The organism is Sphingomonas bacterium (assembly GCF_028289855.1).
GTDB lineage: Bacteria > Pseudomonadota > Alphaproteobacteria > Sphingomonadales > Sphingomonadaceae > Sphingomonas.
The window spans coordinates 1-3,272 of sequence record NZ_JAQGKZ010000014.1; the positions used below are offsets into that span (position 1 = coordinate 1).

The window sequence follows — 3,272 nt, forward strand, 5'->3', positions numbered from 1 at the left end:
CTCGGCGCCGGTCGATGCATTAGCCTTGCGGTTGCCGAGGAAGGTCAGGAACGATCCCATCGCCGGGTTGGTTGTAATGCCGTCCATCAGCGTACGGAAATTGCCGAATGCATTGTCGAGCAGAACGTCGACATAGGCGGCGGTCGCGAATGCCTGCCAGCTGGTGTTCACGCCGTTGATTCCGACCACCAGCATGTCGAGCAACGCCATGCCGACGCGCTGACGCAACTGGTCGGGCTCGACGATCAGCTGGCGCCACATCGTCGTGTCGAACCCGGCCTGGCCATTGATGTTGGCGGCGGCGTTATAGCCGTTGGCGACCAGCCAGTCGAAGTGCGAGGTCGCGCGGGTCATCGCGAACTGATCGGTCAGCCAGCCGTCGAATCCGCGGGCAATCGTCGCGTCTATCGTTGCGCGCGTTGCACCCATTGTCGCCTGGCCCAGGAAGCGGCTGGCCTGCGCATCGCTCGGCGGGATGACCACGACTGGCGGCGGCGTGGGCGTGACCGACGTCCCGCCACCGCTGCCGCCCTCGCCGCACGCGGCTAGCGCCAGCGCGGAGCCGAGCACCATTACCGTCGGCAGCCGGTCGGCAATCGGAGCCGCGTCGTCCTGAATGTCGTGATCGAGCGCCCCGTCGCGTTCGTCGAAAAGTAAAGTGTCCACCGGCCCGCTCCCCCGCGTGTCGAGCCCTATACGTACGGCAACGGCAAACCCTTCACCAGTCCGTCCCGATATGGCCCTATCGCGGAAACTGCCCGCTTGGGCGCAGCGGAATCGCAACGAAAATAGTGGAGATTCAAGTAACTACGATTGCCCGAACACGCGCGCGAAGACGGTATCGACGTGCTTGAAATGATAGTCGAGGTCGAACTTGTCCTCGATCTCGGTGGGCGACAGCGCGGCGGCGACCTCTGGGTCGGCCTTGAGCAAGTCGAGCAGCGACAACTCGCCGTCCGATTCCCATACCTTCATCGCGTTGCGCTGGACGAGCTTGTACGCGTCCTCGCGGCTGACCCCGGCCTGGGTCAACGCCAGCAAGACGCGCTGCGAATGGACGAGGCCGCCCATCTTGTTGAGGTTCTTCGCCATCCGCTCGGGGTAGATCAGCAATTTGTCGATCACCCCGGTCAGCCGCGCGAGCGCGAAGTCGAGCGTGATCGTCGCGTCGGGGCCGATATAGCGCTCGACCGAGGACTGGCTGATGTCGCGCTCGTGCCACAAGGCGACATTCTCCAGCGCCGGGGTGACGTAGCCGCGCACCATGCGGGCGAGGCCGGTGAGGTTTTCGGTCAGCACCGGGTTGCGCTTGTGCGGCATCGCCGACGAGCCCTTTTGCCCCGGCGCGAAATATTCCTCGGCCTCGAGCACTTCGGTGCGCTGGAGATGGCGGATTTCGGTCGCGAGGCGCTCGATCGACCCGGCGATCACGCCCAGTGTAGCGAAGAACATCGCATGCCGGTCGCGCGGGATGACCTGGGTCGAGACGGGCTCGACGCTCAGCCCGAGCCGTGCGGCGACATGCGCCTCGACGCGCGGATCGATATTGGCGAAGGTGCCGACCGCGCCCGAGATTGCGCAAGTGGCGATATCCGCGCGTGCCGCCACCAGCCGCGCGCGGTTGCGGTCGAACTCGGCATAAGCTTGCGCAAGTTTCAATCCGAACGTCACGGGTTCGGCATGGATGCCGTGGCTGCGGCCGATCGTCGGTGTCAGCTTATGCTCGACCGCGCGCCGTTTGAGCACCGCGAGCAGCGCGTCGATGTCGGCGATCAGCAGGTCGGCGGCGTCGCGCAGCTGCACCGCCAGGCACGTGTCGAGCACGTCGCTCGAGGTCATGCCCTGATGCATGAACCGGGCGTCGTCTCCGACTTGCTCGGCGACCCAGGTCAGGAAGGCGATGACATCGTGCTTGGTGACGGCCTCGATCGCATTGATCGCCGCTACATCGATGACGGGATCGGTATGCCACCACGCCCACAGTGCGGCGGCCGCCTGCTTCGGCACCACGCCCAGCTCGGCCAGCGCATCGGTCGCGTGCGCCTCGATTTCGAACCAGATCCGGAAGCGCGCTTCGGGCGTCCAGATCGCGGTCATGTCGGGGCGGGAATAGCGCGGGACCATAGTGTGTCTTTCGGCGCGAGGCTTTCGAGGGAGCGCCGCCGATAGCAAGCGCACCGCCCGGCTTCAATGCGACGTCATGATAGTGACCAGCGATAGCGTCCGGTGATCGGCCAATCGAGCAAGGCATCCTCTTCGCGCGCACCCGATCCGATATTGTGAACGATCAGCGGTGAACGCGCCCCGCGCCGGTCGGACACGATGCCGATATGCGTGCCTGTGCCGGCCACCGCCGAGGTGAAGATGTCGCCCGGTTGCCAGCCCCAGCCGTCGCGCGGGATGGCCAGCGCCAGATGATGCCGCGCGAACCACGTGCGCAGATTGGGCACGCGGCGATGGTCGATGTTGCGGTCCGGCGCGCTCAGGCCCCATCTCCGCGGATAATCGTCGAATGCCGCGCGCATGTCGGCGTTGACCAGCGCCTGAAGGTCGAGCGCGAAGGCATCGCGATACGCGCGGATCACCACGTCGGTGCACACCCCCTTGCCGCGTGGCACGTCGCCGTTGGGGAAGGGCAGAGTGGTATAGGCGGAATCGTAGCGCACGGTCTGGCCGACCTGGGTTCGCGCCGCGGCGATCAGCCTGGCCGCTCGCAGGGTGGCGGCGAGCGGCTGGATCGCGGGTGCCGACACCGCCCGGCATCCGGCCAGCGAGACTCCCATGCCGAGCAAAAGCGACCGGCGATCGAGCATCGAGAATTCTCTCCGCGACATCCGGTCGATCATGCGCCTGCGACATAAGCAGGTCCAGCGCGCTGGTGTGGCCGCATGGCCACGGTTCCCGAAAAGCATGAGTCGGTTCGTCGCACGAATGGCTCGACTCTGCGGCGGACCGCGGCCTGACAGGGACGAAGCGATGGTTCGGACGCGGCAGATACGGACCCATATCGACCGCCGGCGGTTCTATTATCGACCCATGCGAGCGACGTGCTGAACGAGCGCGTCGCAGAACCCGAACGATCGAAAAAGGAGAATGATCGTGTTGAAACACGTGTTGATGACCGGCGCCATGCTGATTGCCGCCCCCGCACTGGCGCAGACCGCGCCGACCGGCGATCAGGCGAAGCCTGCCACGCCGACTACGACGGCGCCCACGACCGCGACGCCGCCCGCACCGATCACGCCGCAGCCGACCGATCCCGCCGCACCGCC

3 protein-coding genes are annotated in these 3,272 nt (G+C 66.0%); all 3 read right to left on the reverse strand.

Annotated elements, in window-relative coordinates; translation table 11 throughout:
- Positions 1–666: DUF1800 family protein (locus tag JWM94_RS00915; RefSeq protein WP_299419904.1), on the reverse strand; the 666-nt coding region annotated here is incomplete at its 3' end.
- 141 nt (positions 667–807) lie between these two features.
- Positions 808–2,124 carry an adenylosuccinate lyase gene (purB, locus tag JWM94_RS00920; protein ID WP_299419907.1) on the reverse strand — a complete coding sequence of 439 codons (1,317 nt, stop codon included), beginning with the start codon at positions 2,122–2,124 and terminating at the stop codon, positions 808–810.
- Between the two features lie 74 nt (positions 2,125–2,198).
- Positions 2,199–2,846 carry a DUF1287 domain-containing protein gene (locus JWM94_RS00925; RefSeq protein WP_299419910.1) on the reverse strand — a complete coding sequence of 216 codons (648 nt, stop codon included), beginning with the start codon at positions 2,844–2,846 and terminating at the stop codon, positions 2,199–2,201.
- Positions 2,847–3,272: the final 426 nt, after the last annotated feature.